The sequence below is a fragment of the Sphingobium agri genome, from assembly GCF_023051225.1.
GTDB lineage: Bacteria > Pseudomonadota > Alphaproteobacteria > Sphingomonadales > Sphingomonadaceae > Sphingobium > Sphingobium agri.
In genome coordinates, this window is sequence record NZ_JALKHS010000006.1 from 737,657 (window position 1) to 757,805 (window position 20,149).

General features: G+C 62.0%; 21 protein-coding genes. 7 read left to right on the forward strand and 14 right to left on the reverse strand.

Annotation, left to right across the window (positions count from 1 at the left end; all coding sequences use genetic code 11):
• The first annotated feature begins 133 nt into the window (after positions 1-133).
• Positions 134-631: a GNAT family N-acetyltransferase gene (locus MU848_RS06875; protein WP_247230955.1), complete on the forward strand. Its 498-nt coding sequence runs from the start codon at positions 134-136 to the stop codon at positions 629-631.
• A gap of 39 nt (positions 632-670) precedes the next feature.
• On the opposite strand, the gene mtgA is transcribed toward MU848_RS06875, so the two are convergent.
• Positions 671-1,369: a monofunctional biosynthetic peptidoglycan transglycosylase gene (gene mtgA, locus MU848_RS06880; protein ID WP_247230956.1), complete on the reverse strand. Its 699-nt coding sequence runs from the start codon at positions 1,367-1,369 to the stop codon at positions 671-673.
• 157 nt (positions 1,370-1,526) lie between these two features.
• Here mtgA and MU848_RS06885 point away from each other — a divergent pair, with 157 nt between their 5' ends.
• Positions 1,527-2,552: an acetylserotonin O-methyltransferase gene (locus MU848_RS06885; protein ID WP_247230957.1), complete on the forward strand. Its 1,026-nt coding sequence runs from the start codon at positions 1,527-1,529 to the stop codon at positions 2,550-2,552.
• Positions 2,553-2,607: 55 nt separating this feature from the next.
• Here the strand turns inward: MU848_RS06885 and rpoH are convergent, their stop codons facing one another.
• The gene (gene rpoH, locus MU848_RS06890) at positions 2,608-3,519 is read right to left on the reverse strand and encodes an RNA polymerase sigma factor RpoH (RefSeq protein WP_097091729.1); all 912 of its coding nucleotides are present in this window, start codon (positions 3,517-3,519) and stop codon (positions 2,608-2,610) included.
• A 77-nt stretch (positions 3,520-3,596) separates the two neighbouring features.
• A complete protein-coding gene (locus MU848_RS06895) occupies positions 3,597-4,547 on the reverse strand; it encodes an RluA family pseudouridine synthase (protein ID WP_247230958.1) in 951 nt (316 codons plus the stop codon).
• 17 nt (positions 4,548-4,564) lie between these two features.
• On the opposite strand from MU848_RS06895, the gene MU848_RS06900 reads away from it, so the two are divergent.
• Positions 4,565-4,966, forward strand: coding sequence for a Mov34/MPN/PAD-1 family protein (locus MU848_RS06900; RefSeq protein ID WP_247230959.1), 402 nt, complete (start codon positions 4,565-4,567; stop codon positions 4,964-4,966).
• A gap of 90 nt (positions 4,967-5,056) precedes the next feature.
• Positions 5,057-5,710, forward strand: coding sequence for a histidine phosphotransferase family protein (locus tag MU848_RS06905; RefSeq protein ID WP_247230960.1), 654 nt, complete (start codon positions 5,057-5,059; stop codon positions 5,708-5,710).
• Between the two features lie 231 nt (positions 5,711-5,941).
• Here MU848_RS06905 and glnA read toward each other — a convergent pair whose 3' ends face one another.
• From glnA to map, 3 genes are all read right to left on the reverse strand, one after another.
• A complete protein-coding gene (glnA, locus tag MU848_RS06910; protein ID WP_097091725.1) occupies positions 5,942-7,354 on the reverse strand; it encodes a type I glutamate--ammonia ligase in 1,413 nt (470 codons plus the stop codon).
• A gap of 103 nt (positions 7,355-7,457) precedes the next feature.
• Positions 7,458-7,796: a P-II family nitrogen regulator gene (locus MU848_RS06915; RefSeq protein WP_097091724.1), complete on the reverse strand. Its 339-nt coding sequence runs from the start codon at positions 7,794-7,796 to the stop codon at positions 7,458-7,460.
• A 239-nt stretch (positions 7,797-8,035) separates the two neighbouring features.
• Complete coding sequence (map, locus tag MU848_RS06920; RefSeq protein ID WP_247230961.1) at positions 8,036-8,866, reverse strand: type I methionyl aminopeptidase; 831 nt, start codon at positions 8,864-8,866, stop codon at positions 8,036-8,038.
• A 78-nt stretch (positions 8,867-8,944) separates the two neighbouring features.
• Here map and MU848_RS06925 point away from each other — a divergent pair, with 78 nt between their 5' ends.
• Both MU848_RS06925 and MU848_RS06930 read left to right on the forward strand, forming a co-directional pair.
• Positions 8,945-9,718, forward strand: coding sequence for a competence/damage-inducible protein A (locus MU848_RS06925; protein ID WP_247230962.1), 774 nt, complete (start codon positions 8,945-8,947; stop codon positions 9,716-9,718).
• A 271-nt stretch (positions 9,719-9,989) separates the two neighbouring features.
• On the forward strand, positions 9,990-11,333 hold the full coding sequence (locus MU848_RS06930; RefSeq protein WP_097092810.1) for a UDP-glucose dehydrogenase family protein: 1,344 nt from the start codon (positions 9,990-9,992) through the stop codon (positions 11,331-11,333).
• A gap of 91 nt (positions 11,334-11,424) precedes the next feature.
• Here MU848_RS06930 and MU848_RS06935 read toward each other — a convergent pair whose 3' ends face one another.
• Complete coding sequence (locus MU848_RS06935) at positions 11,425-11,646, reverse strand: hypothetical protein (RefSeq protein ID WP_236576310.1); 222 nt, start codon at positions 11,644-11,646, stop codon at positions 11,425-11,427.
• Between MU848_RS06935 and MU848_RS06940 the strand changes: the two genes are divergently transcribed.
• Positions 11,645-12,835, forward strand: a complete 1,191-nt coding sequence (locus MU848_RS06940) for a family 16 glycosylhydrolase (RefSeq protein ID WP_236574966.1) — start codon at positions 11,645-11,647, stop codon at positions 12,833-12,835. The genes MU848_RS06935 and MU848_RS06940 overlap by 2 nt on opposite strands.
• Here MU848_RS06940 and MU848_RS06945 read toward each other — a convergent pair.
• Genes MU848_RS06945 through MU848_RS06975 form a run of 7 tightly spaced genes read right to left on the reverse strand, consistent with a single transcriptional unit; the run spans position 12,820 to position 20,147 of the window.
• Positions 12,820-13,746 (reverse strand): glycosyltransferase family 2 protein, encoded by a 927-nt coding sequence (locus MU848_RS06945; protein WP_201514325.1) that lies wholly within the window; start codon positions 13,744-13,746, stop codon positions 12,820-12,822. The genes MU848_RS06940 and MU848_RS06945 overlap by 16 nt on opposite strands.
• On the reverse strand, positions 13,743-14,828 hold the full coding sequence (locus MU848_RS06950) for an acyltransferase family protein (protein ID WP_247230963.1): 1,086 nt from the start codon (positions 14,826-14,828) through the stop codon (positions 13,743-13,745). The genes MU848_RS06945 and MU848_RS06950 overlap by 4 nt, the downstream gene beginning before the upstream one ends.
• On the reverse strand, positions 14,825-15,952 hold the full coding sequence (locus MU848_RS06955) for an endo-1,4-beta-xylanase (RefSeq protein WP_247230964.1): 1,128 nt from the start codon (positions 15,950-15,952) through the stop codon (positions 14,825-14,827). Before MU848_RS06955 ends, MU848_RS06950 begins: the two co-directional genes overlap by 4 nt.
• Positions 15,952-16,920, reverse strand: coding sequence for a glycosyltransferase family 2 protein (locus MU848_RS06960; protein WP_097091719.1), 969 nt, complete (start codon positions 16,918-16,920; stop codon positions 15,952-15,954). The genes MU848_RS06955 and MU848_RS06960 overlap by 1 nt, the downstream gene beginning before the upstream one ends.
• Positions 16,920-17,864, reverse strand: a complete 945-nt coding sequence (locus MU848_RS06965; RefSeq protein WP_247230965.1) for a glycosyltransferase family 2 protein — start codon at positions 17,862-17,864, stop codon at positions 16,920-16,922. Before MU848_RS06965 ends, MU848_RS06960 begins: the two co-directional genes overlap by 1 nt.
• Positions 17,861-18,790: a glycosyltransferase family 2 protein gene (locus MU848_RS06970; protein ID WP_247230966.1), complete on the reverse strand. Its 930-nt coding sequence runs from the start codon at positions 18,788-18,790 to the stop codon at positions 17,861-17,863. The genes MU848_RS06965 and MU848_RS06970 overlap by 4 nt, the downstream gene beginning before the upstream one ends.
• The gene (locus MU848_RS06975) at positions 18,783-20,147 is read right to left on the reverse strand and encodes an O-antigen ligase family protein (protein WP_247230967.1); all 1,365 of its coding nucleotides are present in this window, start codon (positions 20,145-20,147) and stop codon (positions 18,783-18,785) included. Before MU848_RS06975 ends, MU848_RS06970 begins: the two co-directional genes overlap by 8 nt.
• Positions 20,148-20,149 lie beyond the last annotated feature (2 nt).

Here is a 20,149-nt window from a genome sequence, read left to right on the forward strand (position 1 = left end):
TTTTTGTTGGCTTATCGGACCGTCCCGAGCGGGGCAGAGCTTAGGTCCTTCCTTCCCGCAGGCAGCAGGGGCAGGGTTCGGCGCGAGCAGCGCGAGCTGGTCGGCACCCTTATATGTCGGCTATGGTCTGCCGATGCATATTCGACAAGAACGGGAAAGCGATTGCTCAGCCATAGCTGAGGTCACAGCGCAGGCATTTGCCAATGTGACGCACAGTGATCATACAGAGCCCGACATCATCAAGAGATTGCGTGAAGCAGGCGATCTCTTGGTCTCGCTGGTCGCGATCGATGGCAGCCATCTGTTGGGCCATGTGGCGTTCTCGCCGATTATGATCAACAGGCAGCATTGTAATTGGTATGGACTTGGTCCCGTGTCGGTGCGGCCAGATCGTCACGGTCAAGGGATCGGTTCGGCCTTGATCAGGGCAGGGCTGGCGCAGCTTAGCTCGTTGAATGCCGGCGGATGCGTCGTGTTGGGCGATCCGGCTTATTATCGCCGCTTCGGCTTCGAACAGGATGATCGCCTACGCTATGAAGGCGCGCCCCCTGAATATTTCATGCGCTTGACGCTCAATGCTCAGCAGGTGCCCTCAGGGAGCGTCGCCTACGCGCCTGCATTTACGGGGTGAATCCCTGGGGATGAATGCCTGCCTCGCGCAGACTGAGTTTCACCGCACGCAACTATCAAGCCCCTCCCGTTGCACAACGCCGATGCGGGCGGCGATGCTGTTGCCATAGCGCCGGGTGAAGCCGCGTGGGGTGATCGCCGCGCGCTTCTTGGGCAGAGGCAGCACGGCTGCGATCCTGGCGGCCTCCGCTCGCGTCAGCTTGGCCGCACCATGATGGAAATAGCGCATCGCGCCTGCCTGCACCCCATAAGTCCCGATCCCGGTTTCGGCGACGTTCAGATAGACTTCCATGATCCGCCGCTTTCCCCAGATCGCCTCGATCAGGACGGTGAACCAGGCTTCAAAGCCCTTGCGGATGAAGCCGCCACCCTGGAACAGAAACACGTTCTTCGCGGTCTGCTGGCTGATGGTCGATCCGCCTCTTATCCGTCCGCCGCTGGCATTGTGCCGCAGCGCCTGCGCGATCGCGACCGCATCGAAACCATGATGGCTGCAAAAACGGCTATCTTCTCCGGCGATCGCAGCCCGTGCCATATTCGGGTCGATCTCGTCCAGGCTGGTCCAATCCTTGGTGATCCCATTGGGGTCCATCAGCATCGTGAGCGTCACGGGCGGCGGCACGAAGCGATAGATCAATACCAGCAGCAGAGACAGGACAACGAACGCGCCCATAAGCTTGAAGATGGCGCGGACCCAGCGGAACCGGCGGCGTCGAGGAGGGGAAGCTGTAGGGCTCATTTCGTTTCTCGTAGCGGGAACGCCAGTGCGTTCAAGATTGCACCGCATCGAAAATGCGCCCGGCTATCGGGCTGCACCTTTGCCCTCTTCCGTGTTATGCTGCTTCAAAAGGGTCGCTGCTGTCTCGCCAGATGTCTGTGAAGGGAGAGGAGTGACTATGCGACCCGATATTCCACCCGACCATATCCTTCAGATCGGCATGGGCTTCTGGGCATCAAAGACGCTGCTCAGCGCCGTTGAACTCGGCCTCTTCACGCAACTGGCCGACCGACCGATGACCGGACCTGAACTGGAGAAAGCATTGGAGCTGCATCCGCGCGCGACCTATGACTTTCTGGACGCGCTGGTCTCGCTAGGCTTGCTGGAAAGGGAAGGCGTGGGCGCGGACGGGCGCTATTCCAATACTCCAGCGACCGCACTCTATCTCGACCGCCATAGCCCTCAATATATCGGCGGCATACTGGAAATGGCTGGTGCCCGGCTGTTCCGCTTCTGGGCAGATCTTACGCCTGCGCTCAAAACCGGGAAGCCGCAGAATGAGGTGAAGATTTCCGGCCGTTCGATGTTCGATAGTCTCTATGCTGATCCCGCCCGGCTGGAGCAGTTCATGGATGCCATGAGCGGCGTGTCGATGGCGAATTTCGAAGCTTTTGCCCGGAGCTTTGATTTCAGCCGTTACCGCACGCTGGTGGACATCGGGGGAGCCACCGGCCAACTGTCCTGCTTCGTGGCCGGGCATCAACCGCAAATGCGCTGCGCGTCCTATGACTTGCCCGTCGTGCAACCGATCGCGGAACGCCGCATCAGGGAGGCAGGGTTACGCGGCCGCGTGACAGCGGGATCGATCGACTTTTTCGAGGACGACTTTCCGCGCGCGGATGTGATCACCATGGGCATGATCCTCCACGATTGGAACCTGGACGCAAAAAAGATGCTGATCGGCAAGGCGTATCAAGCACTTCCGCCGGGCGGAGCATTCGTCGCCATCGAAAACATCATCGATGACGAACGCCGGCAGAATATCTTCGGGCTGCTGATGTCGCTCAACATGCTCATCGAATTTGGCGAAGCCTTCGACTTCACGGGTGCCGACTTCCGCCAATGGTGCTTGGAAGCCGGATTTGCCCGCTGCGAAATATTGCCTCTGGCTGGCCCCGCCAGCGCAGCGATCGCGTATAAATAGCCAAGAAAAAAGCCCCGGATCACTCCGGGGCCCCTACATGTCACGGTGGACGGTGTCAGGCCAGCGCCAACCGCATTTTGCCGATCCTGTCGCCAGCGATGCGCATCATCGCCTTCTGCAGCTTTTCAAAGGCGCGCACCTCGATCTGCCGCACCCGCTCGCGGGATACGCCATAGACCTGGCTCAATTCCTCGAGCGTCTTGGGCTCTTCGGCCAGGCGGCGCTCTGCCAGAATGTGCTTCTCGCGATCATTCAGGTCGTCCATCGCCTCGACAAGCATGTCGTGACGCAGCGTCTTTTCCTGCTCGTCGGCAACCCGCTCGTCCTGCAACGGATCGGTATCAGCCAGCCAGTCCTGCCACTGCCCTTCGCCATCCTCGCGCATCGGGACGTTCAGCGACGTATCGCCGCCCATCGCCATGCGGCGGTTCATGGAGATCACATCTTCCTCGGTCACGCCTAGGTCGGTCGCGATCTTGCGGACGTCATCGGGATGCAGGTCGCCATCCTCGAACGCTTCGATATTGTTCTTCATCCGGCGGAGGTTGAAGAACAGCTTCTTCTGCGCCGCGGTGGTGCCCATCTTGACGAGCGACCAGCTGCGGAGGATGAATTCCTGGATCGAGGCGCGAATCCACCACATGGCGTAGGTCGCCAAGCGGAAGCCGCGCTCCGGCTCGAACTTCTTCACACCCTGCATCAGGCCGATATTGCCCTCGCTGATCAGCTCGCTGACCGGCAGGCCATAGCCGCGATAGCCCATGGCGATCTTCGCCACCAGGCGCAGGTGCGACGTGACCAGCTGTGCTGCCGCTTCAGGATCCTGATGCTCGGCATAACGCTTGGCGAGCATATATTCCTGCTCAGGGGTCAGAATCGGAAACTTGCGGATTTCCGACAGATAGCGGTTGAGGCTGGCTTCACCGCCCAGCGCTGGAACCGCGGGGACATTGCTTTTATCAGCCATGTCGCTTCACCTTTCCCTTTCATGCGCGGCGGGACCCAGAAGAGGCGTCCAGTGCGCCGTCGCAAACTTGTCAAAACCTATACGTGGAGCTCGCTTAACAGTTCCTGCATGTCGGTAGGCAGTGCACTGTCGAAGCTGAGTTTTTGCCCCGTTAAGGGATGTATGAACCCCAGCCGTTTGGCGTGCAATGCCTGCCTTTTGAAACGCAGCGTTTCCAGTATCGTTTTGAAACCTTTTCTGTCTCTACTGTAAACTGGATCGCCGATCAAGGGGTGGCCGAGATGTGCCATATGGACGCGCACCTGATGCGTCCGTCCCGTTTCCAGCTTGCATTCGACCAGGGCAGCCCCCGCAAGCCGTTCGATGAGCCGGTAATGGGTGACGGCATGCTTGCCGCGCCCTTCCCGATGCACCGCCATTTTCTTGCGATCGGAATCGGATCGACCGATCCAGGTATCGACCGTTCCGGCAGACGGCTGCGGCAAGCCATAGACGATCGCGGCGTAGAGGCGGTCGATGCTGTGAGCCTTGAACTGCTGCGCCAGCCCCTCATGCGCACGGTCCGACTTGGCGATCACCAGAAGCCCGGACGTATCCTTGTCGATCCGATGCACGATCCCCGGCCGCGCCACGCCGCCGATGCCGGAAAGTTCTCCCCGGCAATGATGCAGCAGGGCGTTGACCAGTGTCCCGTCCAGATTGCCCGCTGCGGGGTGCACCACCAAGCCTGCGGGCTTGTCCACGACGATCAGGTCGGCATCTTCATGCACGATGGTCAGCGGGATATCCTGCGCGATCGCTTCAGCCTCGACAGGAGCGGGGATAGAGATCGCGAAAAGCTGGCCAACGGCGACCTTCATCGACGGATTGAGCGTCCGTCCATCGGTAGTCACATCACCTTCGACGATCAGGCTCTTCAACCGTTCGCGCGACAGGTCCGGCAGCAACTCGGCAAGCGCCTTGTCCAGGCGAAGCCCATGTTGCGCTTCACCGATCGTTGCTTCGATGATGGAAACCCCCGAACCCATTGGCTAAGCATGTAGGAATGATGGTCCGGATTTCAAGGTCGACACTGGAACAAATCATGTCCCTGGCGGCCGCCAGCGGTCAGGAAGTCTGCGGTCTGCTGCTCGGACAGCCTGGCCATGTCAGCGATATTCTCCCGGCGGAGAATGTGGCGCCTGATCCCCATCGCTATTTCGAACTTAGTCCGGCGACGTTGCTCAAGGCGCACAAGGCAGCGCGCGCCGGTGGCCCGGCTATATTGGGCCACTATCACTCGCATCCGAGCGGCGCGGCTATTCCGTCGGCGACCGACGCCGCCAGCGCCCGGCCGGACGGAAGTCTGTGGCTGATCGTCGGTGATGACGAGGCAAGGCTGTGGATTGCTGGGCGGGGGGAGGGTGGGGAAGTGACCTTCACCCGCGCAATGCTCGATATCATGTGAGGCAAAGGCGGCAGGCCGGGGTTGCATCCTGTGCCCCGGCAGCGCATTAGCCTGTCATTCCTTCCAGTCATTTCCGGCGGCACATCCTTCATGACCAATCCGACCGACAGCATCGAATTCGCCAGCCTGCTTTGTTCGCGCCTGTGCCATGACCTGCTGAGCCCGGTTGGTGCCCTGAACAATGGGCTGGAACTGATGGCTGACGAAACGGATCCGGAAATGCGCCAGCGCTGCCTGGATTTGCTGGCGGACAGCGCGAAGACATCGGCGAACAAGCTCAAATTCTTCCGCCTGGCCTTTGGCTCGGCGGGTGGCTTCGGCGATGCAGTCCCCACGCATGAGGCCCGCGTCGCGATCGAGGGCATGTTTTCAGGGGCTGGACGTGTGAAGATCGGCTGGCTGGTCGATGACGACATGCTCGACAAGCTGCCGGTCAAGGTGCTGCTCAATCTCGCCCTGATCGCAGGCGACGCCTTGGTGCGTGGCGGACAGCTCGATATCGGTGCCGAAAGGCGGCCCGGTGTCACCGAAATCGTGGTGCGCGCCGAAGGACCCAAACTTGTGCTGGACCCTGATCTGCGTTCCGCGCTTGCAGGCACGCTGCCGGACGAAGGTCTCGCCTCTCGGACCGCTGCCGCCTGGATGGTGCGCAGCCTGGTCACGAGCGCAGGCGGTGAGATCGCGCTGTCTCCTGCGGGAGAGCCGGTGTTGCTGTTCGGCGCATCGATCCCTGATCAGAGCTGACCCGCCTACGAGATTATCAAAAGATACGAGTGTAGCAGACAGCCGAACGGTCGGGCTGCTCCTTTTGTCGCGCCCCGATCACGCCAGTGCCGGCCCGTGCGTTCTCATGGCGACCGCCCACATCCAGGCCCTCCGCTCAACAACGCCGGGCTGACGCGTTCGCCCACCAAAGCGAAAAAGGCCCGGCAGCTTTCGCTGCCGAGCCCTTCCATAACCTACAGTCTGATCGGATCAGGCGCTGTAGTACATGTCGAATTCGACCGGCGAGGGAGCCATTTCCCAGCGGTACACTTCGGGCCACTTCAGCTCGATATAGGCTTCGATCTGGTCCTTGGTGAACACGTCGCCCTTCAGCAGGAACTCATAGTCGGCTTCCAGGCTGTTCAGCGCTTCACGGAGCGAACCGCAAACGGTCGGCACCTGGCTCAGTTCTTCCGGCGGCAGGTCATAGAGGTTCTTGTCCATCGCGGAACCCGGATGGATCTTGTTCTCGATGCCGTCGAGGCCAGCCATCAGCAGCGCTGCGTAGCACAGATAGGGGTTGGCCATCGCGTCGGGGAAGCGGAATTCCACGCGCTTGGCCTTCGAACCCGCGCCATAGGGAATACGGCAGGAAGCCGAGCGGTTGCGCGCCGAATAGGCCAGCAGAACCGGCGCTTCAAAGCCCGGCACCAGACGCTTGTAGCTGTTGGTGGTCGGGTTGGTGAAGGCGTTCAGCGCCTTGGCGTGCTTGATGACGCCGCCGATGAAGTAGAGGCACATATCGCTGAGGCCGGCATAGCCTTCGCCCGCGAAGAGCGGCTTGCCGCCGTCCCAGATCGACATGTGGGTGTGCATGCCCGAACCGTTGTCCGCTGCGATCGGCTTCGGCATGAAAGTCGCGGTCTTGCCATAGGCCTGCGCGACCATCTGCACGACATACTTGTAGATCTGCATGCGGTCGGCGGTCTGGACCAGCGTACCGAAGGTCAGGCCGAGTTCGTGCTGGGCAGCGGCCACTTCATGGTGGTGCTTGTCGCAGGGCAGGCCCATTTCGAGCATGGTGGTGACCATCTCGGCGCGGATGTCGGTGGCCGGATCGACCGGAGCGACGGGGAAGTAGCCGCCCTTGGCGCGCGGACGGTGGGCAAGGTTGCCGCCCTCATATTCGCGGCCGGTGTTGGTCGGCAGTTCGATGTCGTCGATCTTGTAGAAGGACTCGTTATAGTCGTTGTTGAAGCGAACGTCGTCGAACATGAAGAATTCGGCTTCAGGGCCGACATAGACGGTGTCGCCGAAACCAGCCGACTTGACGAAGGCTTCTGCGCGCTTGGCGGTCGAACGCGGGTCACGGGCATAGAGTTCGCCAGTGTCGGGTTCGACGATATCGCAGAACAGGATCAGCATCGGGGTCGCGCTGAAGGGATCGACATAGACGGCGTCCAGGTCGGGCTTCAGGATCATGTCGGACTCGTTGATCGCCTTCCAGCCTTCGATCGACGAACCGTCGAACATCAGGCCTTCGTTCAGCTCATCTTCGCCCAGCACGGAAGACACCATGGTCAGGTGCTGCCACTTGCCCTTGGGATCGGTGAAGCGCAGATCGACCCACTCGATCTCCTTTTCTTCGATCATCTTCAGGATGTCTTTTGGCGTGTTGGCCATGTGCGCTTGCCCTTCTTTCATATTTGCCCCCCCGAAGGGGTCTTGGATGTTGCAGTTCGCCAGCCCCTCCACGAAGCTGGCGCGAAATCGGAATTGATGCGGTTTAGATGGCGTCGCTGTCCCGCTCGCCGGTACGGATGCGAACGGCACCTTCGATTGCGGTGATGAAGATCTTGCCGTCGCCGATGCGGCCCGTCTGAGCAGCGGTGGAAATCGCCTCCACCACGCGATCTGCCAGAGAATCGTCGACCACGACCTCCAGCTTCACCTTGGGCAGGAAATCGACGACATATTCAGCGCCGCGATAGAGTTCGGTATGCCCCTTCTGGCGGCCGAAACCCTTGGCTTCGGTAACCGTGATGCCGGACACGCCCACTTCGTGAAGCGCTTCCTTCACCTCGTCGAGCTTGAACGGCTTGATGATCGCTTCGATCTTTTTCATCACTCTATTCCCAACCCAAACCCGCGCTTGATGATGGAGACGCTCTCCATCCACCCATCCTCAAAAGCAACGATCTTCATGCCCCCCAAAGACATGAGCCGCGCCTTTGAACAATCAATTACCGTGCCAATTGGCGAATCGCTTAGCCACGCTTTCGTAGATGCGGCAATCTTTGTCCATATCGCCCGGTTTCTGGGCAGTTGCGATCAGCCTTGCCTAATTTTTAGGCAGCCGGAAGTTCATCCCAGATAGGGCGGCGCATCCAGTCCGGCCGGGCTCTTCGTGAAGATTTCGCAACCTGTCTCGGTAATGCCGATGCTGTGTTCGAATTGTGCCGAAAGCGTCCGGTCGCGCGTCACTGCCGTCCAGCCATCCTCCAGCATCTTCACGCCCGGCTTCCCGATGTTGATCATCGGCTCGATCGTGAAGAACATGCCGGGACGAAGTTCCGGGCCCGTTCCCGGACGGCCGATATGGACCACTTCCGGGCTGTCATGGAACACCCGGCCAAGGCCATGGCCGCAGAAATCGCGGACCACGCCGTAGCGATGCTTCTCCGCATGCCGCTGAATGGCATAGCCGATGTCGCCGAGATGATTGCCGGGCTTTGCCTGTTCGATGCCCAGCATCAGGCACTCATAGGTTACTTCGATGAGCCGCTTGGCCTTGATGCTCGTTTCGCCGACGATGAACATGCGGCTGGTGTCGCCGTGCCAGCCATCGACGAGCGGCGTCACGTCGATATTCAGGATATCGCCTTCTTTCAGCTTCAGGTCGCCAGGTATGCCATGGCAGATGACATTGTTGAGCGAGATGCAGCAGCTGTGCGTGTAGCCGCGATAGCCAAGGGTCGCGGGTACGCCGCCGCCATCCAGCGTCATGCGACGGACGATGTCGTCCAACTCGCCGGTGGTGACGCCCGGCACGACATGCGGCACCAATGCGTCGAGGATCTCCGCCGCCAACCGGCCCGCCTTGCGCATGCCGTCAAAGCCTGCCGCGTCGTACAATTTGATCGCGGTCGATCGGGAAATCGGCGCATCGGCCGTCATCGTCATATATTCGGTCATGATGCGATTATAGGCGGAACAAGGCGATATTGCGAGGCCCCGTTCGCGCCGGGCTAGGCAGCCGACCGATCAGGGGCTATGGCCAGCCCCATGCCCGTAACCGAACGCATCTGGACCGCTGCGCTGATCGTGATCGGAGACGAGATTCTGTCCGGCCGAACCCAGGACAAGAATATCGCGCAGATCGCGTCCTGGCTGAATGTGCAGGGGATCAGGTTGCGGGAGGTCCGCGTGATCGCCGACGACAGCGACTCCATTGTCGAGGCGGTGAACACGCTTCGCGCCCGCAATGACTATCTGTTCACGACCGGCGGCATCGGGCCGACGCATGATGACATCACCGTCGATGCGATTGCGCGGGCGCTTGAGGTGAACGTCGAAATTCACCCTGAGGCGCGCGCCATGCTGCAGGGCTATTATGAAACGCGCGGCGGCCTCACCGACGCGCGGTTACGGATGGCGAGAGTGCCGGCAGGCTCCGACCTCATCGAAAACCGCATGTCGGGCGCGCCCGGTATCCGTCACGGCAACATCTTCATCATGGCCGGTGTGCCCCATATCACCGCAGGCATGCTGGACATGTTGACCGGCACGCTGGAAGGTGGTCGCCCGCTGATGTCTGCGCAGATCGGCTGCTGGGTCGCGGAAAGCGAGATTGCCGATATCCTCGCCAAGACGGAGCGTAGCCATGAAGGCTGTCAGATCGGCAGCTATCCCTTCTTCCGCGAAGGAAGGACAGGCGCGAACTTCGTCATCCGGTCAACGGACGCGGCAACCCTGGAACAGTGCGTCGCCGATCTCACCAATCGCCTGGAAAGTGGCGGCTGGCCCGTCGTGACCGGCGGCATCTGACCATATTTTCCGGTAAGTAAGCGCTGCTTCCACGCTCATATGTGTCTGCCGAGCGGCGGGCTGCGTTGCATCCACTTGGCCTCGAACGCTATGCTGCGCCGCATCAATAGCTGGCTGGTTCCAGCTTTTGGATGTCGGGCTTTAGCGCCTGTGCGTCCGGTTCATGGTGAATGGCTGAGCCCGTCATCCTGCGTTTTGCGGGGTTGGTTTCTTGCGCCCTTCTTCGCGGAACGGATGCCAGGCGCGAAGCTCTTTCGAAGGGAGAATGGTGATGCGGATCGTTATGACCGGATCGGGCTATGTCGGGTTGGTTTCGGGCGCATGCTTGGCGGACTTTGGCCATGACGTCATTTGCGTCGACAAGGATGTGTCAAAGGTCGAGGTGCTGCGCGGAGGCGGCGTTCCCATCTATGAGCCGGGTCTTGCCGACCTGATCGCGCGCAATGTGAAGGCGGGACGGCTGACCTTCACGACGGACCTTGCTGCCTCTGTCGCAGAGGCCGATGTCGTGTTCATCGCGGTCGGCACGCCTGCTCGGCGGGGCGATGGCCATGCGGACCTCAGCTACGTCTATGACGCCGCGCGGGAAATCGCATCCTCCTTGCGCGGCTTCACCGTCATCGTCACCAAATCCACCGTTCCGGTCGGCACCGGTGACGAAGTCGACCGGATCATCCGGGAAACCAATCCGGCCGCGGAATTTGCTGTCGCCTCCAACCCTGAATTCCTTCGGGAAGGGGCGGCGATCCAGGATTTCAAGCGGCCTGACCGCATCGTCATCGGCATAGAGGATGATCGCGCGCGCCCGGTGATGGAAGAAGTCTACCGTCCGCTTTACCTCAACCAGGCTCCCATTCAGTTCACCGGCAGGCGCACCAGCGAGCTGATCAAATATGCGGCCAATGCCTTCCTTGCGATGAAGATCACCTATATCAACGAAATCGCGGAACTGTGCGAACATGTCGGCGCGGACGTGCAGCAGGTCGCGCGCGGCATCGGCCTGGACAACCGCATCGGCAGCAAGTTCCTCCACGCTGGTCCCGGCTATGGCGGGTCCTGCTTCCCGAAGGACACGCTGGCTCTCGTGAAGACCGCCGAGGATGCGGGCGCGCCCATCCGCCTGATCGAAACGACGGTGGCGATCAACGAAAGCCGCAAGCGCGCCATGGCTCGCAAGGTGGTCGCCGTGTGCAATGGATCGGTACGGAGCAAGACGATCGGCGTGCTGGGCCTTACCTTCAAGCCCAACACCGACGACATGCGGGATGCGCCCTCGCTCTCCATCATCCAGGCACTGCAGGATGCGGGCGCGCAGGTCCGCGCCTATGACCCTGAAGGCATGGATGCCGCGCGTTCGATGCTCCAGAATGTGGACTTTTGCACCAGCCCTTATGACGCGGCAAAGGGAGCCTCGGCCGTGGTGATCGTCACCGAATGGGACGCCTTGCGGGCTCTGGACCTGCCACGCCTCCGGTCGGTGATGAACGGGGACGGCCTTGTCGACCTGCGCAACATCTACCGCCCGGCGGACGCCGAAGCCGCCGGCTTTACCTATGTCAGCGTGGGCAGGGGCGCGGAGCCCGAACCAGAGCCGCTCATCCAGGCAGCTGAATAAGTTCCTCGGCTCGTCGCAAAGATCTCTCCTTTGCGATGAGCCGTGCTTGACCGGAAGTTTTTGTTAACCTTCGTATAGGACCCTAAGGGGGCTAATAAGCGGGGGTTGCAAACATGAATATCAGGCTGACCGGCTCCATGGTTGGAGCCGGATTATCGCTTTTGTGCGTCATGGCGGCGGGGGCCGCGACAATCATATCGGGCGGATCGTCACCCACCTCATCGACTGGATCGACAACCACTCTGCTGGGCAGCGCACCAGCGTTGACCACATCTTCGACGACTTCGTCCACGACTGGTCCGAGCTCGACCATGACGTCGAGCTTTTCCACTTTCGATTTCGCCAGCGGTACAAAGCTGCCGGACAAGGCGACACTGTCGCTGGGCAATGCCACGGTTCTTCCGGGCAGCGGCACTGCTTATGTGCCGGTGACGCTGGACCGGCCGACGCCCAACACGGTCATCGCGCGGGTCATCACGATTAACGGATCAGGCACGCTGCGAGCGTTGTCGGGATATAATTACCAGACCGTCGACACGGTCGTCATCTTCCGCCCCGGCGATCCGCTCGTCCAGACGGTCGAGGTGCCGATCACCAGCCTCGCCGAAGGACAGCAGTTCCAGGTGAAGCTGCGCGAAGCACCCTGGGGCGGCCTGCAGGGGCAATCGCTCGCGACCATCACCGCTACCAGCGCCGCCGCGCCGACGCTCAAGGCAAGCGGCACCTTCCGCCAACCTCGCGCCTTCGCGGCGACGGGCACGCTTCAGTTCGAGCTTAAGAAGGAGACGCACAAGCGCTCCCCTGACGGCGGCTGGGACCGCTGGGCCACCTCGCTCTCGCATGGCCGCACCCAGATCGCCAATGGCGAAGCCGGCCTCTACCTCGATTCATCCGTCTTCCCCGGCGTGGAGGGGCCCGTCTACTGGGGTACGCAGGGGCTCGTCCTGCACAGCCAGAAGCTCAAGACGCCCATCTGGTATGAAGGCCAGAACTGGTATTATGGCGCCACCGTACTGGACGGCCGCAACTTCATCGCCTCGCAGATCGGCTACGGCCAATATGAATGGGTAGCGAAGATGCCCAGCCGCCGCGGATCATGGCCTGCATTCTGGCTGATCTCCACCAGCGGCTGGCCGCCCGAAATCGATATCTATGAAGGCTTTGGCTATCAGAGCTATTGGGACTTCGACCGCCACATCGGCCAGACCATCCATGGCGGCAGCGGCGGCGTGCGCAGCTTTCAGCGGGGCGTCACGATCCAGGCGGAGCAGGCTTACGGCCTGAACGGCTTCTCCCAGGGTTTCCACAGCTTCGCGGTGGATATTCAGCGCGACTATATCACCTGGTTCGTGGACGGGGTCGAAACCTATCAGTCGGTCAATCCCTTCCAGGGGCACCGCTGGTATCCGATCATGGACGTCGCGGTGAAAACCAGCGGGGCCTATGATGACGGCTCGGGCGACATGATCATCAAGAGCTTCCGCATCTACAACGCGCCATAATGGCTGTGGGCGCCGCCCGAGAGGGCATAGAGGCGTCCCCAGCATTTCACCCACTGCCCGGCAACGTCCACGCGGCGCGTGCCGGGCAGGATCAGCCCCGCAAGGCCAATGGTGCGCAACGCCAATATGCCCAGCGTCCGGCCGAGCAGCGCAAGCCGGGCCAGGCGCCCCGGCCGCCGCTTTCGCCGCGCCAGCGTTTCGGTAAAGCCGATCCGCCACATCCGCTTGAGCACCCAGTTCAGCTTCGCCCGCTCCGGCGGAACCCATTCGCTGACACGCGCCTCGGGCGCCCAGGCGAACCGCGCGCCTGCTTCCCGCAGCCGCGCCAGGAAATCCAGATCCTCGCCCCCGCTGCGGTTGAAGCGCGGATCGAACCACGGCCGCGTCACCATCTCCAGCGCCCTCCGGCTCACCAGCAGGTTATTGCTGGCCCACAGCATCCCCGTCGCTCCCCAGGCGCGCCGTTCGGGCCGGAACACCAGCGTCTGCCCGGCCCATCGCGGGGGTTTCCCCGTAAAGTGAAAGTCGACAGGTCCCGCCACCACATCCGCGCCCACTTGCGCCTGACAGGCGAGCAGGGCGTCCAGCCAGCCCGGCTGAGGCCACTCGTCATCATCTATCATGGCGATGAACCGCATGGCCGGATCAGCCATCGCCGTTTCACATATCGCGTTGCGGACAGAGCAAAGCCCCGGCTCCGCCACCCGCAGCAGCCTAAGGGGGAGGGGATAGCCGTCCCCTCGCAAAGCTTCCACCACAGCAGCGCCATCCGCTGCCTCCCCGTCATTGTCCGCGACCAGCACCATGACATCCTGCCGCCGCGCCAGCCGCGTCAGCGTTTCCAGCAAGTGCCGCAATTCGGCTGGCCGCTTGAATGTCGGGATGGCGATCCAGATCGGCTTGCCCATCATGGCGCCGCCGGTTCCAGTGCGGCCGGACGCTGCGGGCGTCCCTTTTGCATCCACTTGATCAGCTGATGCCCGCGCACCTCGATCAACAGGTAGCTGGCCCAGCAAATCAGCCAGGTGACGACCAGCATCCCCAGCACGAACAGCCAATCCATCCCGGCAATCCCGTGCCGCTGCGCCACACCCATCGTACGCGCCGCGACGTCACGCACCAGCGGATGCCAAAGATAGATGGAATAGCTGATGAGGCCGAGGTGAAAGCTCAATCGGTTGGCCATCACAGCGCGCGCGGCAGGCCCATCATAATAGCAGCTCAGCACCAGCGCAGGCATCAGGCACACGACCAGCACATCGGCTCCCGGCAACAGCAGCGCCAGCGCGATCAGGGCGCAGACCCCTGCAAAGCCGCCCCTGCGATCGATCACTGCCTTGCACACAGGATGGTCCGCAATCCGATATGTCAGCACGCCCAGCGAGAAGCCCGCAACGCAGCGCAACAGCGTCAACACGCTGTCGCTATCATTGACGTCCAGCGGCCCGCTCGATCCAAGGCCTGACGATGCCACGAACATCAGCACCCCGATGCAAAGCGCCGCCTGCGCCCAGGCCAAGCGCGAAAAGGCCACTATCGCAATCAGGGGATAGATCAGGTAGGCGGCGACTTCCGTACTGACCGACCAGCTATTGCCAGCGATCGGTTCCGTCCCCCATCCCCAGCTTTGCACCATGAATAGATTGCTGATCACGTTGGCCGCGTTCAAGTCGATCGACTGGTTGCCGGAAACGTTCAACAGGATGCGAAGCCCGAACACCAATGTCACGATCAGGTGCAGCGGCCACACCCGGGCCATGCGATTGATCAGGAAGTCGGCATAGCTTGCCCGGCTCAGATGCGTCACGACCCGGTCATGATAACCGTAGGAAATGACGAAGCCGCTCAGGATAAAGAACAGGTCCACGGCCAGATAGGCGCGCGAGAACAAGGGAATCGCAAACTGCGAAAAGGCCGGCTGATGCGGGATATGATAAAGCAGGACGGAAACCGCCGCGACCCCGCGCAACCCTGTCAGGGAAGCGACCCTCATGCCCGGTTCCTCCTGCCGACAGGCGGCGCCGCATCGAACGCGCCCGCAATCGCATCCCAAAATGGCTTGCGCGCCATCTTGCCGTCGAAGGGCAGGCCACGCGACAATTGCCCATCCGGCCACTTATATTCCGGATAATTGGACAGCCAGGAATATTGATCGGAAATGCCCCAGCAGAGCACTGATTCCACCGCAGGATTGTCTAAGGCGACGTCGAGGAAAGCCTTGCCGAACGCCGCAACCTCGCGATCCCGTTTCTCCGGATTGGGAGGCCCGCCACGATCGGCGATGTCCAGTTCCGTGATGGCGAGCTTCAGTCCATATCCGCTCAATGTGTCGAGAAAGTCTGCGAACTGCCGTTGCTTGAACGGCTCCTTATAGGGCTTGAGGTGCCCTTGGATTCCAATAGCATCGATCGGCACGCCGCGCCCAAGCAAGCGATCGAGCAGCTTCAGCATCGCCGTCCGCCGCCGTTCGCACCGCGGGGAATCATGCTCCAGCCCATAATCGCCGAGGAACAGCGTAGCGTCGCCATCGACTTCTCGGGCGCGGTGGAAGGCAAGGTCGATATAATGTTCGCCCATTGCCTTCATCCAAAGGTTTTCCGCGCGCATGCCGTCCGCCCGGCCCTGGTTGGGTTCCAGCGTCTCGTTGACGACATCCCATTCGCTGATCCGGCCCGCATAGCGGCGCATGGCGACGTCGATATAGCTGGTCATCAAGCGTCGCTGTTCCGCTTTCCCCGCCCGTTCCACCGCTGGTTCCAGCCATGTGGGATTGGCCGTGTACCAGACCAGCGTGTGCCCACGTGCCCGCATCCCATGCTGCTGCGCGAAATCGATGATCTCGTCGGCGCCCTTGAAATCATATCTGCCGGGCTTGGGTTCGGCGGTTTTGCGCTTCAGTTCATATTCCTGCACCAATATGTTGCATTCCCGCGCGGCCGCCGCGCGATAGGCCCTGTCCTCGCGCAGCAGCCGGGACTTCACGGCCGCGCCGAAGTAGCGGCCGGATTGTCTGGCATGATCGGCCAGCCCTTCGCGCGACACCGCGCGCGCCGCGCCGGGCGGTATGGGGGAGCAGGCGGCCAAGGTCGCTGCGCCTGTCAGGAATTCGCGCCGCATCACAGGCTCTGCCTCCGTCCAGTGAAAAGGCGCGAGACATCGATCCACCGGTCGCAAAGGCTTCGGTAAACACCGTCAGGCAGGACGATCTGCATCAGCACGGCACCCGCCAGACGTGGGCCATAAGCGCCATGCAGCAAGGCCGTCAGATAATAGCGGATGGCGCGCAGCCGCTCGGTCGGCCAGATGCTCTTTGCGGCATGCCAGCCCATATAGCCCGAAAAGGCACGCGTGGAGATATGCGGGCGCAGATCGGCCAGCCACGCCAGGCTGCCGACATTGCCGCGAACCTGCGACAAGCGGTCCTGCGCTTGCCTGTCGGTCCAGATGGTGCCGGGGCGGCTCGCCATCACGAAGACTGCCCCTGCCAGCGACAGGCGCAGCGCAAAATCGGTATCATCGCCGAACTTCACATCTTCGCGATACCGCACCTTCTCCGCCAGCGAGCGGCTGAGCGCCACGCTGCTCGTCTGGATGAAGCCTCGATCGCACATCAGGTAGCGATCAACCGGCTCGTTGCGCTGTATCGCGCGTGGAGGCTTCAGGAAATTACGCCCGCCGCCCCGGTCTGCCAGCACCTGGCCATAGGCGACGATATTCTCATTCTCCTCCAACAGCGGCAGCAGGTCGGCCAGATGATGCGGCAGGAAACGGTCGTCGCAGTCCAGAAATGCGATATATCGCCCCCGTGCCTGATCGATGCCAGCGTTGCGCGCTGCCGATGCACCCCGGTTCTGCTGCACGATGATGGACAGGCGCGGGTCCTTGATGGCCTGAAGCGCCAATTCGGTGCCGTCCGTCGACCCATCGATGACGACGATCACCTCGATTACCGCGATGCTCTGCTCCAGCGCGGACAGCACTGCGGCCACGACAGCGTCGCGCCGCTGATAGGTAGGGATGACGACCGAAAAAACGGGTTCGGCGACGGCAGCCTGCAGCTGCGATGGCGATTGCCACGCCGTCATCACGACCGCGCCCCGCCATGGGCCGGTTCGCCTTTGCCGAACCGCAGCACGAAACGGTTCACCAGCGACCGGTAGAGCGGTTTTGGCAGGAACGATCTCAGCAGTTGCCGTGCGACCACCCTTGGCGGCACGCCGCCCGCAAACAGCCCGACCACCAGATCACGGAGGGCGGCGAGGGGCCGGACAGGCGCCATATGATAGGCGAGCACGGTCGCGCGATAGCCGCGCCGTGCCCGGCCAGTCAGCATATGACCGCAGCGGTCGAGCCAATCGAGCGAGGTTTCATAGCCCCGGACATAGGATGTACGGCCCGCTTCGGTCGCATCGAGCCACACCGTCAGCGGCTCCTCGACCATCTTGAACCGCGCCCCGGCGCCCTGCAACCGGACGCAGAAGTCCAGATCCTGTCCCTTTTTCAGAGCCGGATCGAACAGCACCTTGCGCGCCATGTCGCTTGGCACGACCATGGTCGAAGTCTGCATGAACTGATTGGCGCAAAACAGATATTCGCCGACATCCTCGCCGTCCCGGATGCCCCGATCGGGCCTTATCCAGTAACGGTCGACCCCCCGGTCTACCTTCATCCGCGAATAGAGGACCGTGCGGCCGTCATCATCCTTCAGCGCGCGGGCCATGATGGATAGCTTGCCCGGCAGGAAAAGATCGTCGGAATCGAGGAAAGCGATATAGCGTCCCCGCGCTGTTTCGATGCCATGGTTGCGCGCCGCCCCGCCTCCGGCATTGTCCTGCCTGATATAGCGCACCCGCTTGTCGCCGATGGCTTCGATCGCAGGCCGGGGATTGTCTAGCGATCCATCGTCGATCACGACGATCTCGAAATCTTGCCAATCCTGCGACAGCACGGATCGGATCGTGTCACCGACGATCGCCGCGCGGTTGTAGAGGGGAATGACCACGGAAAAGAAGGGAGCGGCATCGCTCATGCGCCGTGCACCTTTCGATATTCTTCATAACGGAAACCGGCGATCCCGGCGATCTTGCCGATGGCGCGGTACAGCTTGCCCAGCCGCACGACGCGCTTGCCCCGGTCGAATGTTGTGGCAGCGCCCAGCGTGCCGACGAGGAACCCGGCGGCAATGCGCGGCGCTTCGATCAGCAGGGTACGCAGCCGTCCCTTGTGGAAGCGCTCGACCATCATGTCGGTCATGCCCAGCCGGTAGCCGCGCATCAGCAGCCACTTCGCCGTCACCCGGCTCGCCGGGATAAGCTCCGTCACCAGCGCCTCTTCCGACCAGGCGAAGCGGAACCCCTTGCGCGCCATGCGGCTGAACAACTGCTTGTCCGACCCGCCGGTCAGCGCCATGCGTTCGTCGAAAGGCCGCTCGCCCATCTGGTGCAGCGCCTGCGCGGTCATCAGTACATTGGCGGTACTATCGACCAAAGCCACCGGCCCCGACGTGCCGCGCCGCTTCGCCTGCAACAAGGGATGCCGCGCGGCCCAGTGCGCCACCCGCGCGTCCATCTCCCGCGCCACCGCTCCGCCCACGACATCGGCATTCCACCGCATGGCCGTGTCCACCAGCGCATCGATCCAGCCGGGCGATGCAGCCTCATCATCATCCAGCATGGCCACATGCGTCGCGCCGGGCCGCGCGAGCGCTTCCTCCACCAGCCTGTTGCGCACCACCGGAATGCCCCGCTCCGCCACCAGCAGCGCCTTGATCGGCCAGCGATAGCCTTGCGCCGCGAGCCGCTCGACCACGCCCATGCCTTCTGCCCGGGCCGCGTCATTATCGGCGACCAGCACCTCGATCTGATGCGCCGTCTCCAGCGCGGCGATCGACTCCAGCGTCCGCCGCAATCCCTGCGGCCGGTGGCATGTGGCAATGCAGACGATGATCCTAGCCATGGAAGGCCTCCCGGGAAGAAATGCGCCGCCGCTGCCACTGCGGGCGCGGCTTGGCCTTGAAGGTTGCGTGCGCGGTGGCGATCGCCGCGAGGAAGATCACCCAGACCTGCCGGTCCTTGTCGAAGAAGGAAGTTTCCAGCAGATTCTGGTACATGACGAACACCCAGATCGCGAAGGCTGGAACCATCAGATGCTGGTTCTCCCTGGTCGATCCCGTCAGGAACCAATAGGCCGGCAGCGCGAGGAAGCTCAGCAGCAGCAGCGCCAGCCCCAGCGGCCCGGTCGTCACCCAGATTTCCAGATAGCCGTCATGCGAATGCGCCGTCAGCATCTGGAATTGCTGATTGAGATAGTCATGCGCAGGGGAGTTCGCCCCCACCTGCCAGAAGCCGCCAAAGCCCGCCCCCAGGAACGGGTGGTCCGCCAGATAATCGAACACCACGCGCCAGATCGACACGCGCCCGGTAAAGCTCGTCGGGTCAGCGAACAGCCGCTCGATCGTTGGCTGGTAGGCGATGTAGAGCCCCAGGAACCCGACCATCCCAAAGCCAAGCATGATGAGCAGGATAGCCCGTTTCTGCGTATTGTCGCTCAGCGCGCGGTAGATGTTGCTGATCGCCAGCATCCCCACGCACAGCGCCAGCGACGTCTTGCTCTTCGTCCCGATGACGAAGACGAACGCCATGACGGCAAACAGCGCATAATACCATTTGCGCCGGTCGATCCACGCATTGCCGCACACGATGAAGCACAGCGCCATCACCGCGCCCGCGATATTCTTGTGGAAGAAGAACCCGCGCCACGCGCCGATCAGCGCCTTGTCGCTTTCGGTAGGCGGATGCACCGCCGCTGAGGTCAGCGGCATCGACACCCAGCATATGAGCAGCGAGGAGATCAGCGCCCATCGCAGCGCGGTCAGCAACCGTTCCGGCCCGATCAGCGCCAAAGCGCAGAAGGTGATGTAGATCACGATGAACTGCTGCATCACCCGCTTGAACGACACGAACGGATCGACGCCCCAGCTGCAAGTGATCAGGAACCAGACCAGCATGATCGCCAGCGGCCAGAAGGTGAACCGGTATTTTAGCGGATGCTGCCGCAACGCCTGCACCACCGTCAACAGCAGCGCAAAGCCGATGAACAGAGCCTGCTTGAACAGGTCCGACCCGTCATTGTCCGCCGCCATCGCCACCAGCTCATCCTGCGTCCGTGACGCAAAAGGCTGCTGGCCGATGAAGACCATCATCAGAAACACGAAGTAGAAAATCTGCGCGACCACGACCATACGGCTTTCCTGCCCAGCAGCAGGAGCGGGGAGGGCGGTCGCATTGCCGATCCGGTGCCAGGATGACGCCATGG

Excerpts from the sequence above, each read along its gene's own strand:
- MU848_RS06935 (WP_236576310.1), bottom strand. The coding sequence starts at position 11,646 with ATGGTCGAGCTCGGACCAGTCGTGGACGAAGTCGTCGAAGATGTGGTC.
- map (WP_247230961.1), bottom strand. The coding sequence starts at position 8,866 with ATGACCGAATATATGACGATGACGGCCGATGCGCCGATTTCCCGATCG.
- MU848_RS06915 (WP_097091724.1), bottom strand. The coding sequence starts at position 7,796 with ATGAAAAAGATCGAAGCGATCATCAAGCCGTTCAAGCTCGACGAGGTG.
- MU848_RS06900 (WP_247230959.1), top strand. The coding sequence starts at position 4,565 with ATGATGGTCCGGATTTCAAGGTCGACACTGGAACAAATCATGTCCCTG.
- MU848_RS06970 (WP_247230966.1), bottom strand. The coding sequence starts at position 18,790 with ATGGCTAGGATCATCGTCTGCATTGCCACATGCCACCGGCCGCAGGGA.
- rpoH (WP_097091729.1), bottom strand. The coding sequence starts at position 3,519 with ATGGCTGATAAAAGCAATGTCCCCGCGGTTCCAGCGCTGGGCGGTGAA.
- MU848_RS06950 (WP_247230963.1), bottom strand. The coding sequence starts at position 14,828 with ATGAGGGTCGCTTCCCTGACAGGGTTGCGCGGGGTCGCGGCGGTTTCC.
- MU848_RS06930 (WP_097092810.1), top strand. The coding sequence starts at position 9,990 with ATGCGGATCGTTATGACCGGATCGGGCTATGTCGGGTTGGTTTCGGGC.
- MU848_RS06895 (WP_247230958.1), bottom strand. The coding sequence starts at position 4,547 with ATGGGTTCGGGGGTTTCCATCATCGAAGCAACGATCGGTGAAGCGCAA.
- MU848_RS06885 (WP_247230957.1), top strand. The coding sequence starts at position 1,527 with ATGCGACCCGATATTCCACCCGACCATATCCTTCAGATCGGCATGGGC.
- MU848_RS06975 (WP_247230967.1), bottom strand. The coding sequence starts at position 20,147 with ATGGCGTCATCCTGGCACCGGATCGGCAATGCGACCGCCCTCCCCGCT.
- MU848_RS06940 (WP_236574966.1), top strand. The coding sequence starts at position 11,645 with ATGACGTCGAGCTTTTCCACTTTCGATTTCGCCAGCGGTACAAAGCTG.
- MU848_RS06945 (WP_201514325.1), bottom strand. The coding sequence starts at position 13,746 with ATGATGGGCAAGCCGATCTGGATCGCCATCCCGACATTCAAGCGGCCA.
- MU848_RS06960 (WP_097091719.1), bottom strand. The coding sequence starts at position 16,920 with ATGACGGCGTGGCAATCGCCATCGCAGCTGCAGGCTGCCGTCGCCGAA.
- MU848_RS06955 (WP_247230964.1), bottom strand. The coding sequence starts at position 15,952 with ATGCGGCGCGAATTCCTGACAGGCGCAGCGACCTTGGCCGCCTGCTCC.
- glnA (WP_097091725.1), bottom strand. The coding sequence starts at position 7,354 with ATGGCCAACACGCCAAAAGACATCCTGAAGATGATCGAAGAAAAGGAG.
- MU848_RS06925 (WP_247230962.1), top strand. The coding sequence starts at position 8,945 with ATGGCCAGCCCCATGCCCGTAACCGAACGCATCTGGACCGCTGCGCTG.
- MU848_RS06905 (WP_247230960.1), top strand. The coding sequence starts at position 5,057 with ATGACCAATCCGACCGACAGCATCGAATTCGCCAGCCTGCTTTGTTCG.
- MU848_RS06875 (WP_247230955.1), top strand. The coding sequence starts at position 134 with ATGCATATTCGACAAGAACGGGAAAGCGATTGCTCAGCCATAGCTGAG.
- MU848_RS06965 (WP_247230965.1), bottom strand. The coding sequence starts at position 17,864 with ATGAGCGATGCCGCTCCCTTCTTTTCCGTGGTCATTCCCCTCTACAAC.
- mtgA (WP_247230956.1), bottom strand. The coding sequence starts at position 1,369 with ATGAGCCCTACAGCTTCCCCTCCTCGACGCCGCCGGTTCCGCTGGGTC.